This is a genomic window from Streptomyces sp. NPDC087270, from assembly GCF_044744625.1.
GTDB lineage: Bacteria > Actinomycetota > Actinomycetes > Streptomycetales > Streptomycetaceae > Actinacidiphila.
Map to the genome: position 1 here is coordinate 340,799 of NZ_JBIUYR010000006.1, position 19,411 is coordinate 360,209.

General features: G+C 73.7%; 18 protein-coding genes. 15 read left to right on the forward strand and 3 right to left on the reverse strand.

Annotated features, from left to right (window positions below):
- Positions 1-231: 231 nt before the first annotated feature.
- The 4 genes from ACIPAE_RS15020 (at position 232) to ACIPAE_RS15035 (ending at position 5,061) form a co-directional block, all read left to right on the forward strand.
- On the forward strand, positions 232-1,278 hold the full coding sequence (locus ACIPAE_RS15020) for an NlpC/P60 family protein (RefSeq protein ID WP_402445374.1): 1,047 nt from the start codon (positions 232-234) through the stop codon (positions 1,276-1,278).
- A gap of 152 nt (positions 1,279-1,430) precedes the next feature.
- On the forward strand, positions 1,431-2,672 hold the full coding sequence (locus ACIPAE_RS15025) for a hypothetical protein (RefSeq protein ID WP_402445376.1): 1,242 nt from the start codon (positions 1,431-1,433) through the stop codon (positions 2,670-2,672).
- Positions 2,669-3,853: a M48 family metalloprotease gene (locus tag ACIPAE_RS15030; protein WP_329370363.1), complete on the forward strand. Its 1,185-nt coding sequence runs from the start codon at positions 2,669-2,671 to the stop codon at positions 3,851-3,853. The genes ACIPAE_RS15025 and ACIPAE_RS15030 overlap by 4 nt, the downstream gene beginning before the upstream one ends.
- 77 nt (positions 3,854-3,930) lie before the next feature.
- Entirely contained in the window at positions 3,931-5,061 is a 1,131-nt protein-coding gene (locus tag ACIPAE_RS15035) for a glycosyltransferase family 4 protein (protein WP_366413430.1), read from the forward strand.
- 300 nt (positions 5,062-5,361) lie between these two features.
- On the opposite strand, the gene ACIPAE_RS15040 is transcribed toward ACIPAE_RS15035, so the two are convergent.
- Positions 5,362-7,158, reverse strand: coding sequence for an AMP-dependent synthetase/ligase (locus ACIPAE_RS15040; protein WP_402445378.1), 1,797 nt, complete (start codon positions 7,156-7,158; stop codon positions 5,362-5,364).
- A gap of 141 nt (positions 7,159-7,299) precedes the next feature.
- On the opposite strand from ACIPAE_RS15040, the gene ACIPAE_RS15045 reads away from it, so the two are divergent.
- The 6 genes from ACIPAE_RS15045 (at position 7,300) to ACIPAE_RS15070 (ending at position 12,737) form a co-directional block, all read left to right on the forward strand.
- Positions 7,300-8,061 carry a metallophosphoesterase gene (locus ACIPAE_RS15045; protein WP_366413429.1) on the forward strand — a complete coding sequence of 254 codons (762 nt, stop codon included), beginning with the start codon at positions 7,300-7,302 and terminating at the stop codon, positions 8,059-8,061.
- A gap of 110 nt (positions 8,062-8,171) precedes the next feature.
- Positions 8,172-8,687, forward strand: a complete 516-nt coding sequence (locus ACIPAE_RS15050; protein ID WP_402445381.1) for an SRPBCC family protein — start codon at positions 8,172-8,174, stop codon at positions 8,685-8,687.
- 2 nt (positions 8,688-8,689) lie between these two features.
- Positions 8,690-9,877 (forward strand): ArsA family ATPase, encoded by a 1,188-nt coding sequence (locus ACIPAE_RS15055; RefSeq protein WP_402445383.1) that lies wholly within the window; start codon positions 8,690-8,692, stop codon positions 9,875-9,877.
- Between the two features lie 546 nt (positions 9,878-10,423).
- Positions 10,424-10,828 carry a DUF5304 family protein gene (locus ACIPAE_RS15060; protein ID WP_329370371.1) on the forward strand — a complete coding sequence of 135 codons (405 nt, stop codon included), beginning with the start codon at positions 10,424-10,426 and terminating at the stop codon, positions 10,826-10,828.
- 54 nt (positions 10,829-10,882) lie between these two features.
- A complete protein-coding gene (locus ACIPAE_RS15065; RefSeq protein ID WP_328463049.1) occupies positions 10,883-11,824 on the forward strand; it encodes an ROK family glucokinase in 942 nt (313 codons plus the stop codon).
- 169 nt (positions 11,825-11,993) lie between these two features.
- Complete coding sequence (locus ACIPAE_RS15070) at positions 11,994-12,737, forward strand: endonuclease/exonuclease/phosphatase family protein (protein ID WP_366413909.1); 744 nt, start codon at positions 11,994-11,996, stop codon at positions 12,735-12,737.
- A 155-nt stretch (positions 12,738-12,892) separates the two neighbouring features.
- On the opposite strand, the gene ACIPAE_RS15075 is transcribed toward ACIPAE_RS15070, so the two are convergent.
- Both ACIPAE_RS15075 and ACIPAE_RS15080 read right to left on the reverse strand, forming a co-directional pair.
- Positions 12,893-13,402 (reverse strand): hypothetical protein, encoded by a 510-nt coding sequence (locus ACIPAE_RS15075; RefSeq protein WP_329370373.1) that lies wholly within the window; start codon positions 13,400-13,402, stop codon positions 12,893-12,895.
- The gene (locus tag ACIPAE_RS15080) at positions 13,395-14,174 is read right to left on the reverse strand and encodes an alpha/beta fold hydrolase (protein ID WP_329370374.1); all 780 of its coding nucleotides are present in this window, start codon (positions 14,172-14,174) and stop codon (positions 13,395-13,397) included. The genes ACIPAE_RS15075 and ACIPAE_RS15080 overlap by 8 nt, the downstream gene beginning before the upstream one ends.
- A 138-nt stretch (positions 14,175-14,312) precedes the next feature.
- Here ACIPAE_RS15080 and ACIPAE_RS15085 point away from each other — a divergent pair, with 138 nt between their 5' ends.
- From ACIPAE_RS15085 to ACIPAE_RS15105, 5 genes are all read left to right on the forward strand, one after another.
- Entirely contained in the window at positions 14,313-15,035 is a 723-nt protein-coding gene (locus tag ACIPAE_RS15085) for a lysophospholipid acyltransferase family protein (RefSeq protein ID WP_402445386.1), read from the forward strand.
- Positions 15,036-15,263: 228 nt separating this feature from the next.
- Positions 15,264-16,577, forward strand: coding sequence for a MacS family sensor histidine kinase (gene macS, locus ACIPAE_RS15090; protein WP_329374373.1), 1,314 nt, complete (start codon positions 15,264-15,266; stop codon positions 16,575-16,577).
- Positions 16,574-17,359, forward strand: a complete 786-nt coding sequence (locus ACIPAE_RS15095; protein WP_329370378.1) for a response regulator transcription factor — start codon at positions 16,574-16,576, stop codon at positions 17,357-17,359. The genes macS and ACIPAE_RS15095 overlap by 4 nt, the downstream gene beginning before the upstream one ends.
- 69 nt (positions 17,360-17,428) lie before the next feature.
- On the forward strand, positions 17,429-18,457 hold the full coding sequence (locus ACIPAE_RS15100; RefSeq protein WP_329370379.1) for a 6-phosphofructokinase: 1,029 nt from the start codon (positions 17,429-17,431) through the stop codon (positions 18,455-18,457).
- Between the two features lie 266 nt (positions 18,458-18,723).
- Complete coding sequence (locus ACIPAE_RS15105) at positions 18,724-19,401, forward strand: uridine kinase (protein ID WP_402445388.1); 678 nt, start codon at positions 18,724-18,726, stop codon at positions 19,399-19,401.
- The last annotated feature ends 10 nt before the right edge of the window (positions 19,402-19,411 follow it).

The window sequence follows — 19,411 nt, forward strand, 5'->3', positions numbered from 1 at the left end:
GGCCGCTCCGTTGAGGGGCGGCCGCCCGGCGCGTTCGCGGGTACCCGTTCGTTCGTATGACGGCCGGTGTCGACGGTGACGCGCCCGACTCCCGTACGGCGGACGGGTGATGAACACCTTGCCGAGAGGGCCGACGGCGGGCGTGTGACCTGCGGTTCACGGTCGCGGTCCGGATTCGGGCGGCCGCGGATCTTTGAACCGTGCGCCACGGCGCGATTACTGTCAGCGTTCGTGGCTTCCCATCGACGCACCCCGCAGCCGGGACTCGCTTCCCGTACCACCAGGGTCACCGTGCTGTCGGCGGCGGCAGCGGCGACCGCCGCGCTGTCCGGCGGTGCCGCCCAGTTCGCGGCGGCCGACCCTGCCGGTGGCACCGCCCCGGACGCCGCGACCCGGCTGGACCAGCTCTACCAGCAGGCCGAGCAGGCCACCCAGAAGTACGACGCCGCGCAGGAGACCGCGAAGCGGCTGCGCGGCGAGGTGGCCGACCTCCAGGACCGGGCCGCGCGCGGCCAGCAGCGGGTCAACGCGCTGCGGGACGACCTCGGCGCGGTCGCGGCCTCGCAGTACCGCGAGGGCGCGATGGACCCGACGCTGGCGCTGCTGCTCTCCGACCGGCCGTCCCAGTACCTCGACCAGGCGACCGCATTGGACCGGCTCGGCGCCCGGCAGGCCGCCCGGCTCGGCGAACTCCAGGAGGCCGAGCGGACGTTGCGGCAGGAGGGGGACCAGGCGACCGGCAAGCTCGCGGAGTTGCAGAGCACCTCGCGGCAGCTCCAGCAGCGCAAGAAGGAGGTGCAGCGGGCGCTGGCCACGGCCCAGACCCTGCTGCACGCGATGCCGGCGGCCCAGCAGGCCGCTTTCCGCGGGGGCGGTGACCGCGCCTCCCGCGACCAGGTGCTGCCGCCCCTGCTGGACCTGCCCGCGTCCTCCGGGCGCGCCGCGGTCGCCGTCGCCGCGGCCCGCCGGATGCTCGGGAGTCCCTACGTGTGGGGCGCCACCGGGCCGAACTCCTTCGACTGCTCAGGGCTGATGCAGTACGCGTACGCGCAGGCCGGGGTGGCGCTGCCGCGGACCTCGCAGGAGCAGATGAACGCGGGGCGGCATGTCTCGCTGGACCAGGCCCGCCCGGGTGACCTCGTGATCTACCGTTCCGACGCCAGCCACGTCGCGATGTACGTCGGCGGCGGCCAGGTCATCCACGCCCCCTACCCGGGCGCCCGGGTCCGCTACGACCCGGTCACGATGATGCCGATCACCGCGATCACTCGTCCGTGACGGTCCGCCCGGTCCGCCCCGTCCTGTCGGCCCCCGGCGGGTGGTCCGGCGACTCGTCGCGGGGGGCTGGGCCGGCGGGCCCGGCGCGCCTCGGGGAAAGGTGAGCACCGTACGATCACTGCGTGCACGATGGGGCTCGATCACTTCGGACGGTGCGGCTCATCCGCGGAGCGCGCGGGGTCGCACTCGGCGTGTGCGGGGTGCTGCTGGCCGGGGGGTGCACCGGGTCGGGTGGGACCGCGGCGAAGAAGACCTCCTCGGTGGACGCGGCCGCGCGGGCCCTGCTCGCGCGGCGGGCGACCGCGGTGCTGCACCACGACCGCGCCGCCTTCCTCGCCGGGATCGACCCGGCGGCCACCCGCTTCCGCACCCAGCAACGCGAGGTGTTCACCGATCTCGCCGACGTGCCGCTCGCCGCGTGGTCGTACCAACTCGTCCGCACCGGCGCGTTCGCGCTGCCGCCGACCGCCGACGGCAGCAGCCGCACCGCCGCCGAGGTGCGGCTGAGCTACCGGCTGCGCGGCTACGACAGCAGCCCGGTGGTCTCCACCGCCTACCTGACCCTCGCGCGGCACGGCACCCGCTGGTACCTGGCGGGTGATGACGACGGCGACGCGAGCGGCCACCGCACCGCCGTACAGATCTGGGACCAGGGTCCGGTGCGGGTGGTGCGCGGCACGCACAGCCTGGTGCTGGGGCTCGGCAGCGAGAAGACGCTGCGCGGCTACGCCGACGACGCGGACAAGGCCGTGCCCGAGGTGCGGCACGCGTTCGGCTCCGGCTGGCCCGGCAGCGTGGTGATCGAGGCGCCGTCCACCCTGGACCAGATGGCGGCGCTGCTCTCGGCGAAGCCCCCCGACTACCGGGGCATCGCCGCCGTCACCACCGGCGAGGGCGGCGGCAACGCGGCGGCGCCCGCGGACCGGGTGATCCTCAACCCGGCGGCGTTCGGCGAACTGTCCGCGTTCGGGCGGCAGGTGGTGCTCACCCACGAGACGACGCACGTCGCCACCCGGCTGTCCACCACCGCGTCCACCCCGCTGTGGCTGTCCGAGGGCGTCGCCGACTGGGTGGCCTACCGAGACTCCGGCCGCACCGCCCGCGAGATCGCGCCCGAGCTGGCCGCCGACGTCGAGGCCGGCCGTACCCCTGCCGCGCTCCCCACCGACGCCGACTTCCGCTCCACCGCCAAGGGCCTCGCCCAGGCGTACGAGGGCGGGTGGCTCGCCTGCCGGATGATCGCCGACCAGTGGTCGCCGGACACGCTGACCACGTTCTACCGCGCGGTGGCGAAGGGCGGCACACTCGACTCCCACCTGCGCGCCTCGCTCGGCATCGGGCTCGCGGACTTCACCGCGAAGTGGCGCGCCTACGTGGAACAGGAACTGGGTTGAGCGGGCAGGACGCGAACGGCGAGAACGGCCGCGGCGAGGCGAAGAGCCCCGAACCCGTCGGCGAGGGGCCCGACTTCACTGCCGAGCAGGTCGCACGGGGACAGGCGTTGCGGCGGCAGGTGCTGCCGCTGACGCTGGCCTCCTCCGCGGTCTCGCTCGCACTGCTGCTCGCGCTCGGGCTGACCGGAGGCGGGGCGCGGCTGGTCGGCGCCTTCGGGACCGCGTGGGCGGTGCGGGTGGTGGGTGGCGCGGTCACGCTCGTGCTGCTGGGCGAGGCGGCCGGGCTGCCGTTCGCCGCGCGGGGACGGGTGGTCAGGGCCCGCTACGGCCTGGTCACGCAGGGCTGGGGCGGCTGGGCGGTGGACCGGCTGCGCGGGCTGCTGGTGTCCCTGCCGCTGGCGCTCGGCGCCCTCTTCGCGGTCTACGCGCTCGCCGGGGTGACCCGCTGGTGGTGGGCGTGGGCGGCGCTCGGCGCGGCCGTGCTGACGGTCCTGCTCTCCTTCCTCGCCCCGCTGGTCTTCGAACCGCTCTTCAACCGCTTCACGCCCATGCCCCCGGGACCGCTGCGCGCCGACCTGCTGGCGCTGGCCGCCCGCGACGGCGTCGCCGTACGGGACGTGCTCGTCGCCGACGCCTCGCGCCGTACGACCGCGCTCAACGCGTACGTCTCCGGGTTCGGCGGCACCCGGCGGATCGTCGTCTACGACACCCTGCTGAGCACCGCCGACCCGCGCGAGGTCGAACTCGTCGTCGCCCACGAACTCGGCCACGTCGTCCACCGCGACGTGGCGCGCGGCACCGCGCTGGGCGCGGTCGGCGCCGCCGCCGGGGTGTGCGTCCTGGCCGCCGTCGTCAGCTGGGACCCGCTGCTGCACGCCGCCGGAGTACGGCACTTCGCCGACCCCCGCTCGGCCTGGCTGCTCGCCGCCGTGGCCGCAGTCGGCGGCGCCCTCGGCGGCCCGCTCACCGCCCTCCTCAGCCGGCGCGTCGAGCGCCGCGCCGACCGGCACGCCCTCGACACCACCGGCGACCCCGCCACCTTCATCGCCATGCAGCGCCGGCTCACCGTGGCGAACGTCGCCGACCCGGCGCCGCCCCGCCTCGCCCACGCCCTGCTCGGCAGCCACCCCACCGCGGCCGAACGCATCGCCGCCGCCCGCCGGTGGGCCGCCGGACGCTGACCGCGCACCGCCGCTCAGGGTGCCCGGACGGGTGGCGCGGCCCGCCGGCCGGGGCGGAGGCGGTACTGTCGGCGGCGATGGAAAAGACGCTCATCGTCACCAACGACTTCCCGCCGCGGCCCGGCGGCATCCAGGCGTTCGTGCACAGCATGGCGATGCGGATGGACCCCGAGCAGGTCGTGGTGTACGCCTCGACCTGGCGGGACGGGCGCGAGGTCGCGCGGTTCGACGCCGAGCAGCCGTTCACCGTGGTGCGGGACCGGACCAGGATGATGGTGCCGACGCCCCGGGTCACCCGGCGCGCGGCGGAACTGCTGCGGGAACACGGCTGCTCGTCGGTGTGGTTCGGGGCGGCCGCGCCGCTCGCCCTGATGGCGCCCGCGCTGCGCAAGGCGGGCGCCCGGCGGCTGGTCGGCACCACGCACGGCCACGAGGCCGGGTGGGCGCAGCTCCCGGCCAGCCGCCAACTCCTGCGCAGGATCGGCGAGGGCACCGACGTCCTGACCTACCTGGGGGAGTACACCCGGTCGCGGATCGCGGCCGCGCTCACTCCCGAGGCGGCCGAGCGGATGGTGCGGCTGCCGCCCGGCGTCGACGAGAGCGTCTTCCATCCCGGGCCGGACGGCGCGGTGCTGCGGGCGCGGCTCGGGCTCGCCGACCGGCCGGTGGTGGTCTGCGTGTCGCGGCTGGTGCCGCGCAAGGGGCAGGACACGCTCATCCTCGCGATGCCGCGCATCCTCCGCGAGGTGCCCGACGCGGTGCTCCTCATCGTCGGCGGCGGGCCGTACCGCGGCGAGTTGGAGAAGCTGGCGGCCCGCACCGGGGTGGCCGCGGCGGTCCGGTTCACCGGCAGCGTGCCCTGGTCCGAACTGCCCGCGCACTACGGCGCGGGGGACATCTTCGCGATGCCCTGCAGGACCCGGCGGGGCGGGCTCGACGTCGAAGGGCTCGGCATCGTCTACCTCGAAGCGTCCGCGACGGGGTTGCCCGTCGTCGCCGGCGACTCCGGGGGGGCGCCGGACGCCGTGCTCGACGGCGAGACCGGGTACGTCGTCCCCGGGGGGTCGCCCGAACAGGCCGCCTCCCGCATCCTCACGCTGTTGCGTGACCCGGAGTTGCGGCGGTCCCTCGGGGAGCGCGGGCGGGCGTGGGTCCACGAAGCGTGGAGCTGGGACCTCCTGGCGGACCGCCTCCAGTCCCTGCTCTAGGCCGGTTGCCGGCCCGGTGGGGGTGTACGGGCCTGCGCCGCGCCCCTTGCGGTCCGCTCCCGGCCACATGCAGTGGCCTGCTGAGCGCGCAGGTCTTCCCCCAGAGCTGGGCCTGGGAGGTACCCCCAGCGCCCCTGGGTATGTGCGGCTCTTCCCGCCGCAGGCGGGTACGCCCCAAAGGGGCGCGTGGAGGTACCACCCAGGCGAAGCTCTGGGGGAGAACTGCGCGACCGGCCACCACCGGCAGGTGGTCCCTCGACCGACAGGACCACCCACCCCGGGGGGTCGGGGGCACCCTCCCTACGCGGAGTAGATCGCCTCGATGTCGGCGGCGAAGTCCGCGGCCACGACGGAGCGTTTGAGCTTGAGGGACGGCGTGAGGTGGCCCGATTCCTCGGTGAACTGGCCGGGCAGGATGCGGAACTTGCGGACGGACTCGGCCTTGGAGACGGCCGCGTTGCCCTCGTCGACGGCGTGCTGGACGGCGGCGAGGAGGTCCGGGTCGGAGGAGAGCTCCGCCGGGGTGCGGCCGGCCTTCTGGTGCTGCTCGGCCCAGCGCGGCAGGAACTCCTCGTCGAGCGTGATGAGCGCGCCGACGAAGGGCCGCTTGTCGCCGACGACCATGCACTCGGCGATGAGCGCGTCCGCGCGGATGCGGTCCTCGATCACCGCGGGCGCGACGTTCTTGCCGCCGGCGGTGACGATGATCTCCTTCTTGCGGCCGGTGATCGTCAGGTACCCGTCGTTGTCGAGGGTGCCCAGGTCCCCGGTGTGGAACCAGCCGTCGGAGACCGCCTCGGCGGTGGCCGCGTCGTTGTTCCAGTAGCCGGTGAACAGGTGCTCGCCGTAGAGCAGCACCTCGCCGTCGTCGGCGATCCGTACGGTGGAGCCGGGCAGCGGCTGGCCGACGGTGCCGATCTTCGTACGGTCCCACGGGTTGAACGCGGTGGCCGCGCAGGACTCGGTGAGGCCGTAGCCCTCCAGGACGGTGAAGCCGAGGCCCCGGTAGAAGTGGCCGAGCCGCTCGCCGAGCGGGGCGCCGCCGGAGATCGCGTGGGTGGCACGCCCGCCGAGCACCGCGCGGAGCTTGGCGTAGACGAGCCGGTCGAAGACGCGGTGGGTCAGCCGCAGCTTGAACGAGGGGCCGCCGGGGGTGTCCAGCGCCTTGCTGTACTCGATCGCGACGTCCGCGGCCTTGTCGAAGATCCGGCCCTTGCCGCCGGCCTGCGCGGTGGCCCGGGCGGTGTTGTAGACCTTCTCGAAGACCCGCGGCACCCCGAGGACCAGGGTCGGCCGGAAGCCCTGGAGGTCCTCGGTGAGGTTCTTGACGTCGGGCACGTGTCCGAGCCGGATCGGTGCCATCACGCTGCCCACCTCGACCAGGCGGCCGAGCACGTGCGCGAGCGGAAGGAAGAGCAGCACCGAGGAGTGCCCGGTGCGGAAGAGCGGGCTCAGCCGCTCCACCACGTTGCCGCACTCGGCGAAGAAGCTGCGGTGGCTGAGCACGCAGCCCTTGGGGCGGCCGGTGGTGCCCGAGGTGTACACGATCGTGGCCGGGGCGTCGGCGCCGGCGGCTGTGGAGCGTTCGTCGACCACCGCCTCGGAGACGTCGCTGCCCGCCTCGACCAGGGCCCGCACCCCGCCGCCGTCGATCCGCCACACCTGCTTGAGCTGCGGCAGGCGCTCCCGTACGGACTCCACCGTCTCCTCGTGCGGCTGCGACTCCACCACCACCGCGACCGCGCCGGAGTCGGCGAGAATCCACTCCACCTGGGAGGCGGACGACGTCTCGTAGACGGGCACGGTCACCGCGCCCGCCGTCCAGATCGCGAAGTCCAGCAGCGTCCACTCGTAGCGGGTCCTGGACATCACCGCGACGCGGTCGCCGGGCTCCACCCCGGAGGCGATCAGGCCCTTGGCGACCTCCCGCACCTCGTCGAGGAAGCGGGCCGCCGTGATGTCCTGCCAGTGCCCGGCGGAGTCCTTGCGGCCGATGACGGGCGTGTCCGGGTGCTGCGCGGCGTTGCGGCGGATCAGGTCCGTCAGGTTGCCGTCCGCGGGAAATTCGTACAGGGCCGGAAGGCTGAACTCACGCAAGGCTGCTGCTCCTCATCGGTGCCGCGTCGCACCCGGAGGGAAGGTATGGACTGCGAGGACGTTACCCATCGGTAAAGCCTCGGGATAGGGGGCGCAGGGCAGATGTTCTCAGGGTCACACACCCGAGCATAGGGTGACGGCATGCGGGTTCACGTGGTCAGTGACGTACATGGCGCGGTCGAGGCGCTGGCGAGGGCGGGGGACGGCGCGGACGCGCTGGTCTGCCTCGGCGACCTGGTGCTCTTCCTCGACTACGCCGACCACTCCCGGGGCATCTTCCCCGACCTCTTCGGCGAGGCCAACGCCGACCGCATGGTGGCCCTGCGCACCGCCCGCCGCTTCGACGAGGCGCGGGCGCTCGACCGCGAGCTGTGGGCCGGCCGGGACCGGCCCGCGCTGATCGAGCAGGCCGTGCGCAAGCAGTACGCGGAGCTCTTCGCCGCGTTCCCCACCCCGACCTACGCCACCTACGGCAACGTCGACGTGCCCCGGCTGTGGAAGGAGTACGCCCGGCCCGGCACCACCGTCCTGGACGGCGCCACCGCCGAGATCGGCGGCCGGGTCTTCGGCTTCGTCGGCGGCGGCCTGCCCACCCCGATGCACACCCCGTACGAGATCGACGAGGAGGCGTACGCCGCCAAGGTGGCCGCCCTCGGCCCGGTGGACGTGCTGTGCTCGCACATCCCGCCGGCCGTCCCCGAACTCTGCTACGACACGTCCGCCCGGCGGTTCGAGCGCGGCAGCGAGGCGCTGCTCGACGCGGTGCGGTCCGTGCAGCCGAAGTACGCGCTCTTCGGGCACGTCCACCAGCCGCTGGTGCGCCGCACCCGGATCGGCCGCACCGAATGCGTCAATGTCGGCCACTTCAACCACACCCGCGTCCCCTGGGCACTCCAGTGGTGACCTGCCGCACGGCCCGGCGCGATAGCCTTCCCCACGTCGGGACAGGTCGAGCAGTACGAGCGCTATCAGCACTTTCACCAGATGCACCAGTAGTCCGGAGGGCCACGGCGATGGCGGAACACACGAGGTCGAGCATCACGATCGAGGCGGCGCCGGCCGCGGTCATGGGCGTCATCGCCGACTTCGACCGCTATCCGGAGTGGACCGGCGAGGTCAAGCAGGCGGAGGTGCTCGCCACCGACGACGCAGGGCGCGCCGCGCAGGTGCGGCTGGTGCTGGACGCGGGCGCGATCAAGGACGACCACACCCTGGCGTACGAGTGGATCGGCGCCGACGAGGTGCGGTGGTCGCTGGTGAAGTCCCAGATGCTGCGCACCCTCGACGGCTCCTACGCGCTCGTGCCGCTGGACGGCGGCAGCCGCACCGAGGTCACCTACCAGCTCACGGTCGACGTGAAGATCCCCATGCTCGGGATGATCAAGCGGAAGGCCGAGAAGGTGATCATCGACCGGGCGCTGGCCGGCCTGAAGCAGCGGGTGGAGTCCGGCGAGGCGGACCGGCCCGCGGAGGGCGTCGAGGGCGCCGGCACGGACGCCGGGTCCGGCACGTCCGGCAAGTCGGTCTGAGCGTGACCGCGGTACGCACCCTGCTGGTCACCGGCGCGTCCGGGGCCGGCCGCAGCACCGTCGCCGCTGCCGTCGCCGCAGCAGCGGCCGGCGGCGGCAGCCGCACCCTGCTGCTCACCGCCGACCGGGCCGCCGCCGAGGTCACCGCGCCGGGCCTGGCGGTCGGCCCGGTCGATCCGGCCGCCGCGTTCCGCGAGGGCGCGCTCGACGCGCAGAGCCGGACAGGCGCGCTGCTCGCCCTGCTCGGCGCGGCGCCGCTGGACCCGGAGGAGCTGACCGAACTTCCCGGCGCCGACCCGCTCGCCCTGCTGCGGGCGCTGCGGCAGGCCCGGGTGCTGTCCGACCAGGACGACACGGGGGGCGCCGGTCCGTCCCCGTGGGACCTGGTCGTCGTGGACCTGCCCGCCGTACGGGACGCGCTGCGGATGCTGGCGCTCCCGGAGCAACTGCGCCGCTACCTCTGGCGGTTGCTGCCCCCCGACCGGCAGGCCGCCCGCGCGCTGCGCCCGGTGCTCGCCCAACTCGCCGGCGTCCCGATGCCCGCCGAGTGGGCGTACGACGCCGCGGCCCGCGCCGACCGCGAACTCGCCGCCGTACAGGCGGTGATCGAGGACCCCGGCACGGCGGTGGCCGTCGTCCTCGACCCCGGGGCCCGGCCCCAGGAGGCGCTGCGCACCGCGCGGACCGGGCTGGCCCTGTACGGGCACCGGCTCGCCGCCGTCGTCGCCAACCGCCTGCTGCCGACCGGCTCGGCCGACGCGTTCCTCGCGGGGCTGTCCGGGCAGCAGCAGAGCGAGCTCAAGGCGGTGGCCGAGAGCTGCGCCGCCGACGGGGTGCCGCTGGTCGAACTCCCGCATCTCGGGCGGGAGCCGCGCACCCCCGCGGATCTTGCCGGGCTGGGCGGGGTGCCGCTGTCCGGCGGTCCGGCGCGGGCCGGCGAGCCCTGGGAGGTCGAGGATCTGCTCGGCACCGAAGGGCACTTCCTCTGGGTGCTTCCGCTGCCCGGGGCCGACCGCGAAGGGCTCGACCTGGTCCGGCGCGGGGACGAACTCGTCGTCGACGCAGGTGGGTTCCGCCGTATCCTCCCCCTCCCCTCCGCGCTCCGCCGCTGCACCGTCCAGGGTGCCGCCCTCCGCGACGGCGCCCTACGGGTGCGCTTCGTCCCCGACCCCACGGTGTGGCCGAGCTGAACCCCCCGGGTGGCCCGGTTCTGTCGGTTCCGGGACCACCTCCCGGTGGTGGGCTTGTCGCGCCGTTCCCCGCGCCCCTGGTTGCGCTCGGCTCCTCCGTGAAAAGAAGCTCGCTTCCTTCGGAGTGCCCGGGAGTGCTTGCTTCTCTCGGGCTTTGGCGGGCTGGACTGCCGTCCAGGCTGCCCCTTGCGGGGTTTGCCGGATCTTCTGCGGGTTGAGGGCTGGTCGCGCAGTTCCCCGCGCCCCTTCGTCGTGGCTGTTCGCCGCGGGGACAGCGCACCTCAACCACGTCACCCCACTCCGTACGAAGGTCGGCCTACCCAGGGGCGCGGGGAACTGCGCGACCAGCCACTCACTGGGGGAAGATCCGGCACCCCCGCAAGGGGCAGAGCGGGCGGAGCCGCACCGGGAAATACCCGCACATACCCAGGGGCGCGGGGAACGGCGCGACAAGCCCACCACCGGCGGGTGGTCCCGGAACCGGGAGAAAGGGGAAACTCGGGGGGTTCAGGTACCGTCGGAGATACACACCGTTTGGAGCCGATCATGAGCGAAGCCAAGGACCGTCCCGACGCTGACGCGTGGGCGAAGGCCAGCGCGGAGGACATCGCGGCGGAGCACGCGCGGCGAAGGGCACAGGCGGGCGAGATGCCGGGCTCGGCGGCGGACGAACTGCGCAGGCTGGCGGAGGCCGTGGGGGACGCCGTGACGGAGCGGCTGGCCACCCTCCGCAACCCGGCCGTGCAGATGGCCGCGCAAGGCGTCATCTCCCAGGTGCGTTCCGTTGTCGAACCCATCAAGGAACGCAACCCGGATCTGTTCGATCACTTGAGCACCGCGGGAGCCGAACTCCTGGCGGCTTACCGCTCCGCGGTGGCCGGAGCGGAGGCGCGCTGGACCTCGGGTGGGAGCTCCGCGCGTTCAACCGCTGAACACATCGACCTCGACTGACCCCCTCTCCGGTACGGTTCTCTTAGCGGGGATCGACCGAAAACTGAGGGACACATGGGACTCACCATCGGCGTCGACATCGGCGGCACCAAAATCGCGGCCGGAGTGGTCGACGAGGAAGGCTCGATTCTCGAGACCGTCAAGGTGCCGACACCGTCGACTTCCGAAGGCGTCATCGACGCGATCGTGGCGGCGGTACGCCAGGTCAGCACCGGTCATCAGATCGAGGCCGTCGGCATCGGCGCCGCCGGTTACGTCGACGACAAGCGCGCCACCGTGCTCTTCGCGCCCAACATCAACTGGCGGCACGAAGCGCTCAAGGACAAGGTCGAACAGCGCGTCGGGCTGCCCGTCGTGGTGGAGAACGACGCCAACGCGGCGGCGTGGGGCGAGTACCGTTTCGGCGCCGGACAGGGCCACTCCGATGTGATCTGCATCACGCTCGGCACGGGGCTCGGCGGCGGCATCATCATCGGCAACAAGCTGCGCCGCGGCCGGTTCGGCGTCGCCGCGGAGTTCGGCCACGTCCGCGTGGTGCCCGACGGCCTGCTCTGCGGCTGCGGCAGCCAGGGCTGCTGGGAGCAGTACGCCTCCGGCCGCGCCCTGGTCCGGTACGCGAAGCAGCGTGCCAACGCCACTCCGGAGAACGCCCAGGTGCTGCTCGCCCTCGGCGACGGCACCCCGGAGAGCATCGAGGGCCGGCACATCAGCGCCGCCGCCCGGCAGGGCGACCCGGTCGCGATCGACTCCTTCCGCGAGCTGGCCCGCTGGGCCGGCGCCGGCCTCGCCGACCTCGCCTCGCTCTTCGACCCGTCCGCGTTCATCGTCGGCGGCGGCGTCTCGGACGAGGGCGAGCTCGTCCTCGACCCGATCCGCAAGTCGTTCCGGCGCTGGCTGATCGGCGGCGAGTGGCGGCCGCACGCCCAGGTGCTCGCCGCCCAACTCGGCGGCAAGGCAGGGCTGGTGGGGGCGGCGGACCTGGCCCGCCAGGGCTGAGCGCTCGGGTCCGGCCCGGACCGGAAACGGACCGACTGGACCCGACCCGACCCGACCGGTCGCACCGGACCGGTTCCACCCGACCCATCCCACCCGACCGGTTCGACCTCTCCGGCTCGACCCCTCCGGTTCGAGCCGACCCGGACGACACGACGAAAGCGCAGCGCGAGTGGAAGATCTGCCGAGTTCCGCCACGGAGCCAGGGGGCTCGGCGGTCATCCGCGTACTGAGTTACAACGTCCGCTCGCTGCGGGACGACACGGCGGCGCTGGCCCGGGTGATCCGTGCCTGCGCCCCCGACCTCGTCCTGGTCCAGGAGGCCCCGCGGTTCTTCCGGTGGCGCAAGGCCGCGGCCCGCCTCGCCGAGTCGACCGGGCTCTTCTACGTCACCGGCGGCGCTCCCGCCGCCGGGCCGATGGTCCTCGCGTCCCTGCGGGCCCGGGTGATCCGCACCGAGGACATCCTGCTGCCGCGCACCCCCGGGCTCCACCAGCGCGGCTTCGCCACCGCCGTGCTGGGTTTCGGCGGAACCCGGCTGTCCGTGCTCAGCGCACACCTCAGCCTGCGCGCCGACGAGCGCGCCGAGCAGGCCGACCTCCTGCTGCGCCGCCTCGACGCCCTCGGCGAGGAGCACCGGGTGGTCGGCGGCGACCTCAACGACCCGCCCGGTGGGCGTGCCTTCCGGCGGCTGGCCGGCACCCTCCAGGACGCCTGGGCCACCGAACCGTGGGGCGGCGAGCCCACCTCTCCCGCGCTCGGTCCCCGCCGGCGGATCGACGCGATCTTCGCCTCCACGGGCATCCAAGTCCTCGGCGCCGGCGTCCCGTTGGACCTCCCGGGCGTCAAGCGCACCGACCTCGCCTCGGCCACCGACCACCTCCCGGTGCTGGCGGCCCTGCGCGTCCCGGCCTAGCGCCTTCCCGTCCCGGTCCGGGGCCCCGCGTCCCGGCCCGGGGTCACGCGCGTCCCGGCCCGGGGTCACGCGCGTCCCGGCCCGGGCCGTTTCCTCCGGACGATGTCCGGGCTGCCCCGACAACGGCCGGGCCGCCCGTGCGGCCGGGCTGCCGGTCAGACGACGGCGCCGCCGTCCGGGCGTTCGTCGTCCTCGTCGCCCGTCCGCATCCGGGCCACCAGCGTGGCGAACCCGCCGACGAACCCGCCGACGCCGACCAGGATCACCCACCAGGTGATGTCGAGCTGGAGCAGGACGTAGACGAGCAGCAGCAGCGGCCCGCCGAGCACCGCGAGCCAGGCGAACTTGGTGGTGACGTCGGCCTCGGGCAGCGGCGGCGGCTCCGGCGGGACGTAGTGCGCGTCCTCGTCGTCATCCTCGACTTCGTAGTCCCGCGGCCCGGAGATCACCGGGTGGATGACGATGCTGCGGGTCGGCGGCGGGGTGATGGCCGCGGGGTCCTCGGCGGGCGGCGTCTTCGGCTGGTCCGGCGTCACGTTCTCGGCCTCGGGCCAGGACCCGGCCCCGGGTTCGGGCTCCTCGTCGTAACCGGCGACCAGGGCCGCCCAGGCGGCGTCCTCGTCGAGCGGCGCGGCGCCCTCGTCCTCGCGATCGGCGTCAGCCACCGGCGGTGACCTCCTCGGTGGCCGTGGTCGCGGACAGCCGCTCGATGAACGCGTGGGACTCGGCGAAGATCCGCTCGGCGTCGTGGTCGAGGGTGGCGACGTGGTAACTGCGTTCCAGGACCAGCTCGGTGACGTCGGTGGAGGAGATCCTGCCCAGCACCATCGCCGTGTTGGACGGGTGCACCACGTGGTCCTCCCTGCTGTGCAGCAGCAGCACCGGCTGGGTGACCTGGGGCAACGACGCGCGCACCACCGGCCAGAACTTCGTCAGCGAGTGCAGGGCGCGCATCGGCACCCGGGAGTAGCCCAGTTCGACGCCGCCCTCGCGGGCGATGTCGCTGGCGATGCCCGGCGCGGACGGCAGGATGTGCCGCAGCAGCGGTACCGCCTTGATCTGCAACCCGTCGGCCTTCACCGACGGGTTGACCAGGACCAGCCCGCTGATCGCGGCGCCGTGCTTCTCGGCCAGCCGCAGCGTGAGGGTGGCGCCCATGGACAGGCCGCACACGAACACCCGGGAACACGAGTCGAGCAGCGACCGCAGTGCGCGGTCCACCTCGGCGTACCAGTCCGGCCACCCGGTGGCCTGCATGTCCTGCCAGCGGGTGCCGTGTCCGGGCAGCAGCGGCACGGACACGGTCAGCCCCCGCTCCGCCAGGTACTCGCCCCACGGGCGCATCGACTGAGGGGAGCCGGTGAAACCATGGCAGATCAGGACACCGGTCTCGCCGCCTTCATGGCGGTACGCTTCTGCTCCGGGCATGAGCGGCACCGTGCATCTCCTGTTCAACGACGCGTACGCGGGTACACGGGAGTCGGACGTTCAGCGTACGCGGACCCGATCCCCAGGGGTAAGCCCCACCGGCCCCCGCGCGGGTTAAGGTCATCGCGACGGCAACAGGAGGCCCCGTTGTTCTACGGCGCGATGAAGATCGTTCTCGGCAAGCCGATCAAGGCTGTCTTCCGCCCGTGGGTGGAGGGGATGGAGAACATTCCGAAGGACGGTCCGGCGATCCTCGCCAGCAACCACCTGTCCTTCTCGGACTCCTTCTTCCTGCCGTCCATGCTCGACCGCAAGGTCACCTTCATCGCGAAGGCGGAGTACTTCACCACCCCTGGGGTCAAAGGGAAGTTGACGGCCGCGTTCTTCAAGGGCGTCGGGCAGCTCCCGGTCGACCGCTCCGGCGCGCGCGGCGCCGGCGAGGCCGCGATCAACAGCGGGATCGCGGTGCTCGAACGCGGTGAGCTGTTCGGGATCTATCCCGAGGGGACGCGCTCGCCCGACGGCCGGCTCTACCGCGGCAAGCCGGGCGGCCTGGCCCGGGTCGCCCTCGCCACCGGCGCGCCCGTCATCCCGGTGGCCATGATCGACACGGAGAAGGTCCAGCCGGTGGGGCAGGTCATGCCCAAGCTCTCCATCCGCCCGGGCATCCGGATCGGCCGGCCGCTCGACTTCTCCCGCTACAACGGGATGGAGCACGACCGGTTCATCCTCCGCTCCATCACCGACGAGGTGATGTACGAGATCATGAAGCTGTCCGGGCAGGAGTACGTGGACATCTACGCGACGGCGGCGAAGCGGATGATCGCGGAGGCGGCGAAGGCGGACCCCCCGTCCGATCCGGAAGCGTGAGTCCCGGGACCTTCTCGGGTGGGGCGGCCTGATCCTCGCCGTCGGGGCTGAGTTCGGGTACCGGCCGCGGGCCGGTGGGTGGTTGCGCGCTCCGTTCTCCCCGGAGCTTCGCCTGGAGGCGCCCCCTGCGCGCTGATTTCGTGCGGGTCCTCCCGTGAAAAGAGGGCAGCGCACCCGGGGCCCGGGGGAGACTGGCGGTTCGGGGGAAAGGAACGCGTGGCCGTGAAGATGTCGGTGGAGCTGCCGCTGTGGCGGGCGTTGCTCGCGTATCGGGTGCTGACCTGCGGGTACGCGGTGGCGCTGTACGTGCATGCGTCCGGGGAGCTGCGGCACCCGCTGCCGGGTGGCGTGTACATGGGCGTACTGACGCTGTGGACGTTCGCCACGCTGGGCCGGGTGAAGAACGCGGCACGCTGCACGCCCGCGTTCCTCGTGGTGGACCTGGCCGTCGCGGTGACCGGAGTGCTGCTGACCGCGGTGGTGGACGCGCCCGCGCGGATAGAGTCCGGCGCGTTCACGCTTCCCTCGATCTGGACCGCCGGATCGGTGCTGGCGTGGGCGGTGAAGGGCGGCTGGCGCTGGGCGGCGCTGGCCGCGTCGGTGGTGGCCGCGGCCGACCTCGTGGAGCGCGGCACCCCCAGCCCGGAGACCCTGCACAACCTGGTGCTGGTGTGGATCGCGGCGATCGCCATCGGCTACGTCGTCGAGGTGGCCCGGGCGAGTGAGCGCACCCTGGCCCGGGCGCTGCAGATCGAGGCGGCCACCCAGGAACGGGAGCGGCTGGCCCGCGACATCCATGACAACGTGCTCCAGGTGCTCGCGATGGTGCAGCGCCGGGGCGACCAGGCGGGCGGCGAGGCGGCGGAACTCGGCCGGCTGGCCGGCGAGCAGGAGGTGGCGCTGCGTTCGCTGATCTCGGGCACCCCCGAGCCGTCGCCGACCGCTCCCGACGGCTCGCCCGTGCCGGACTGCCCGGTCGACCTCGGGACGCTGCTGGCCCGGTACGCCTCCGGCCGGGTCACCGTGTCGGCGCCGGGCACGCCGGTGCCGCTGGACCCGGGCGCCGCGGCCGAGCTGGCCGCGGCGGTCGGCGCGGCACTGGACAACGTCCGCAACCACGCGGGCGAGCAGGCGCACGCCTGGATTCTGCTGGAGGACGAGCCGGACGCGGTGCTGGTGACCGTGCGGGACGACGGCCCGGGCATCGCGGAGGGCCGGCTGGCCGCGGCGGCGCAGGAGGGGCGGCTGGGCGTCGCGCAGTCGATCCGGGGCCGGTTGCGGGACCTGGGCGGCAGCGCCGAGGTCCTCTCGGTGCCCGGCCAGGGCACGGAGGTGGAACTGCGGCTGCCGAAGGCGGTGCCGGAGAAGGGGCGGCTCCGGCGTACGGGCCCGCACCCGGCGACCGCGGAGCCGCGCCCCGCCGCCGTATCCCCCGCGCTCCCGCGGCCGGGGACCGTACCCGGCGGCCCGGTAGCCTCGGCCGTACGCACCGAACCGGCCGGTACCGACGCCGGCCGGACCGAAGGGGGACCCACGCCATGACCCTCGGCACCGCCGAGCACGCCGGGCCGGACCGGCCCGTGACGGTGATGGTCGTCGACGACCACCCGATGTGGCGGGACGCGGTCGCCCGCGACCTCGCCGAGGCCGGTTTCGAGGTGGTCGCCACCGCGGGCGACGGGCCCGAGGCCATCCGCCGGGCCCGTGCGGCCCGCCCCCAGGTGCTCGTCCTGGATCTGAACCTGCCCGGCGCGTCCGGGGTACAGGTGTGCAAGGAGGCCATCGCGCACGATGCGGCGCTGCGGGTGCTGGTGCTGTCGGCCAGCGGCGAGCACACCGACGTACTCGAAGCGGTCAAGTCCGGTGCGACCGGCTACCTGTTGAAGTCCGCCGGGCGGGCCGAGCTGGTGGACGCGGTACGCCGTACGTCGGCCGGCGACCCGGTCTTCACCCCGGGCCTGGCCGGGCTGGTGCTGGGGGAGTACCGCCGGCTCGCCACCGAGCCGGTGCCGGCGAAGTCCGACGAGCCGGCCGCGCCGCGGCTGACCGAGCGCGAGACGGAGGTGCTGCGGCTGGTCGCGAAGGGCCTGAGCTACAAGCAGATCGCCCAGCGCCTGGTCATCTCGCACCGCACCGTGCAGAACCACGTGCAGAACACCCTCGGCAAGCTCCAGCTGCACAACCGGGTGGAGCTGGTCCGGTACGCGATCGCGCGCGGCCTCGACGACGAGGGCGGCGAGGAGGGCCGGGCCGACGCGCGCGGCCGGGGTGACCAGGGCGCCCGGGGGAGCGCGGCGGACGACCGCAGGGACGGCGACATGTGACCCAAGTCACGCTAGCTTGGCGGAGGTTGCACATCCGGCACAGCTGGCTTGCGACGAAGGGAAGAGTCCATGCGGGTCGGAGTCCTGACCGGCGGCGGAGACTGCCCCGGCCTCAACGCGGTCATCCGCGGCATCGTCCGTAAAGGCACCCAGGAATACGGCTACCACTTCACCGGCTTCCGCGACGGTTGGCGCGGCCCCCTCGAAGGGGACACCGTACGTCTCGACATCCCCGCCGTCCGCGGCATACTGCCGCGCGGCGGCACCATACTCGGCTCCTCGCGCACGAACCCGCTCAAGGTGGAGGGCGGCGCCGACCGGGTCCGGCGCACCCTCGCCGAGGAGGAGGTCGACGCGCTCATCGTGATAGGCGGCGAGGACACCCTCGGGGTGGCCGCCGAACTGTACGAGCAGCACGGCATCCCCTGCGTCGGCGTCCCCAAGACCATCGACAACGACCTGTCCGCCACCGACTACACCTTCGGCTTCGACACGGCGGTCAACATCGCCACCGAGGCGATCGACCGCCTGCACACCACCGCCGAGTCGCACATGCGGGTCCTGGTGGTCGAGGTGATGGGCCGGCACGCCGGCTGGATCGCGCTGCACTCCGGCCTGGCCGGCGGCGCCAACGTCATCCTCATCCCCGAGCAGCGCTTCGACCTCGACCAGGTCTGCGCCTGGGTGGAGAGCCGCTTCAAGATCCGCTACGCGCCGATCGTGGTCGTCGCCGAGGGCGCGATGCCCCGCGACGGCGACATGGTGCTCAAGGACGGCACCCTCGACTCCTTCGGGCATGTCCGGCTGTCCGGCGTCGGCGAGTGGCTCGCCCACCAGATCGAGAAGCGCACCGGCAAGGAGGCCCGCACCACGGTGCTCGGCCACGTCCAGCGCGGCGGCACCCCCAGCGCCTTCGACCGGTGGCTGGCCACCCGGTTCGGGCTGCACGCCATCGACGCGGTCCGGGACGGCGACTTCGGCACGATGGTCTCGCTGCGCGGCACCGCCATCGTGCGGGTGCCGATCGGCGACGCGACCGCCCGGATCAAGACCGTCGACCCGGCCCTCTACGCGGAGGCGGAGGTGTTCTTCGGGTAGCGCGGCCGTCGCTTCCCCGCCGCGGGGTGCGCCCCGGTGACGGCTGCCGGTTCGGGCTCCGGTCCGGCCTCGGTCCGGCCCTGGTCACCGCCCTGGTCGCGGCGCCGGACGCACCGGTTCCGCACGTTGCCCGACTCATGGCCTACGGCGCTTGCCGTAGGCCATCCGCGCGCCCTACCATCCCTCCACCCGGCATGTCCGGCCGCTTTGGTTTTCCCCTTCTCGTCCTGTCCCCACCTTTTTTGAGCACCTGAGGAGCGCCCGGTATGACGGGTGTTGTGGGAGGGCACGCGGTGCCCGTACTCGCGGTCGCAGGCGGCACCGCTTCCGGCAAGTCCACCCTTGCGGAAGCGCTGGCGCGGCACCATCCCGAGACCGTCGGTCTCGTCCACCTCGACGACTTCTACGTGCCCGCGCACGATCCGGGGCGCGGGGTGCGGACGTTGAGCGCGACCGGGGCGGAGACGCTCGACTGGAACCATCCCGGTTCCATCGACGAGGACGCCGTCGCCACCGCGATCGACGCGGCGGCCACCGGCGGGCGGCACCGGCTCGTCGTCGTGGAGGGGCTGTTCGCGCTCACCCTCCGCGCGGTCGCCGAGCGCGCCACCTGGCGGGTGTACGTGGACACTCCCGACGACATCCGGCTGGCCCGGAAGATCCTGCGCAAGATCGAGGTCTTCGGGCAGGACCCGGGGGTCTCGCTGCGCAACTACCTGCTCAGCGGGCGCGAACGGCACGCGGAGTACGTGGCCCCCGCGCGGGACCGGGCCGACCTCGTCCTGGACGGGACGACGTCGGAAGCCGGGCTGCTGAGCGCCGTCGCGCACCTGGTGGGCGACGTGCTGGGGCTCGGCGTGGAGGGGCTCGGCGCGGAGCCCCGGCACGTCGGGCTCGGCGCCGAGGCCCCGCACGCCTCGCACGCGCAGCCCCTGGCCGTATGACCCCGGTGCC

Excerpts from the sequence above, each read along its gene's own strand:
- ACIPAE_RS15035 (WP_366413430.1), top strand. The coding sequence starts at position 3,931 with ATGGAAAAGACGCTCATCGTCACCAACGACTTCCCGCCGCGGCCCGGC.
- ACIPAE_RS15045 (WP_366413429.1), top strand. The coding sequence starts at position 7,300 with ATGCGGGTTCACGTGGTCAGTGACGTACATGGCGCGGTCGAGGCGCTG.
- ACIPAE_RS15050 (WP_402445381.1), top strand. The coding sequence starts at position 8,172 with ATGGCGGAACACACGAGGTCGAGCATCACGATCGAGGCGGCGCCGGCC.
- ACIPAE_RS15060 (WP_329370371.1), top strand. The coding sequence starts at position 10,424 with ATGAGCGAAGCCAAGGACCGTCCCGACGCTGACGCGTGGGCGAAGGCC.
- ACIPAE_RS15065 (WP_328463049.1), top strand. The coding sequence starts at position 10,883 with ATGGGACTCACCATCGGCGTCGACATCGGCGGCACCAAAATCGCGGCC.
- macS (WP_329374373.1), top strand. The coding sequence starts at position 15,264 with ATGTCGGTGGAGCTGCCGCTGTGGCGGGCGTTGCTCGCGTATCGGGTG.
- ACIPAE_RS15095 (WP_329370378.1), top strand. The coding sequence starts at position 16,574 with ATGACCCTCGGCACCGCCGAGCACGCCGGGCCGGACCGGCCCGTGACG.
- ACIPAE_RS15100 (WP_329370379.1), top strand. The coding sequence starts at position 17,429 with ATGCGGGTCGGAGTCCTGACCGGCGGCGGAGACTGCCCCGGCCTCAAC.
- ACIPAE_RS15105 (WP_402445388.1), top strand. The coding sequence starts at position 18,724 with ATGACGGGTGTTGTGGGAGGGCACGCGGTGCCCGTACTCGCGGTCGCA.